This is a genomic window from Bradyrhizobium sp. BRP56 (assembly GCF_020194035.1).
GTDB lineage: Bacteria > Pseudomonadota > Alphaproteobacteria > Rhizobiales > Xanthobacteraceae > Bradyrhizobium > Bradyrhizobium australafricanum.
The window spans coordinates 1-1128 of record NZ_JADYVV010000172.1; the positions used below are offsets into that span (position 1 = coordinate 1).

The following is a 1128-nucleotide window of genomic DNA, read 5'->3' on the forward strand; positions in this document are numbered from 1 at the left end:
CCGGCGCATGGTTTTTGGGCCGGGTTTGTCATAGTAACCGGTCCAGCCGCCAAGACGAGCGATGACCCATGCGGCGAAGGCGAGCGATCCCTTTGAATGCGGGTTCTGTTGGCGCGCGGTTTTGCCTTCCAGGCGGGCCGAGATGGCCTCCAGGATTGGTTGATCGGCTGGTTCGAAGGCCTCGAGCAGGCTTTGATCGGTGGTGCCGTCGCGAGCTTTGACGAGTTGCATCACAGTGACTGCCGCGACGGCAATGGCAGCGACCAGCTTGATCATGATCTCGGGCTCGGCGATGTCAGCCTGTTCGATGTTGAAGCCTGCGGTCTTGATGGTGTGGAAGTATTCTTCAGCGACCCAGCGCATCCGGTAGAGACCGATGATCCGTTGCGCATCGGCAAGGCTCGTGACCGAGTACGTCGTCAGGAGCCGCCAATGGATCGGCTTTTCGCCGTCGGCTGCCGATGTTTCGCGGACATCGACAACGCTCACCGTGGTCGTGGGCGGCAGATCAGATGCGCCATGGAGTGGCCTGCGCAACTCGACGCGGCCGAAGCGGACAGCCAGTTCACCCTTGCGCCCCGCGCGTCCCGGAGCCGCCGGGATCTCAACTGCAAAGCGGCCTTGTTCGGGCAGGCTGTCGACATGCCCAAACAGCTGCCCGATCTGCTCCGCATCGTTGGTTTCGATCCGTCGGTTCTGGCACGCCCGCACGATCAGATGCATGTTGTCCGGACGTCGCACGAAGTGCTCGTAGATGTCGCTTTCCCGGTCCGATACGCCCGTGATGCTCTGCGCCGCTGCCAGCACGACACCGGCGCGAGCCGTCCCATCGAGCCAACGCTGCGATTCCTTCTGCGCCGTCGTCCGCGACCGGCGGGATTTGACCTTGCCGCCGCTGCGGTTCCTCACCGGCGCATCGACCAGGCCCAGCAGTGCGCCGCTGCCGGCGTCCACCGCTAAAACCGCGTGCAGCAACAGCCCGCGCAGCGCCCCGCCTTTTCCGACCGGGCCGTAGCCGTCGGCCTTGGCACGACGGCCTCCCAGCGCAAGTTCGCTCGTATCCTGCACGACCAAAACCTCGCGCCCCGCAACTCGTGCCGCCGTCCGCTCCGCCGCGTGCTCAGCCAT

Annotated in this window: 1 protein-coding gene; it reads right to left on the reverse strand. The window is 64.9% G+C overall.

Annotated features, from left to right (window positions below; translation table 11 throughout):
* Positions 1-1128, reverse strand: a 1128-nt coding sequence (locus tag I6F38_RS43210) for an IS4 family transposase (RefSeq protein WP_225164688.1), incomplete at its 3' end; no start/stop codon positions are given.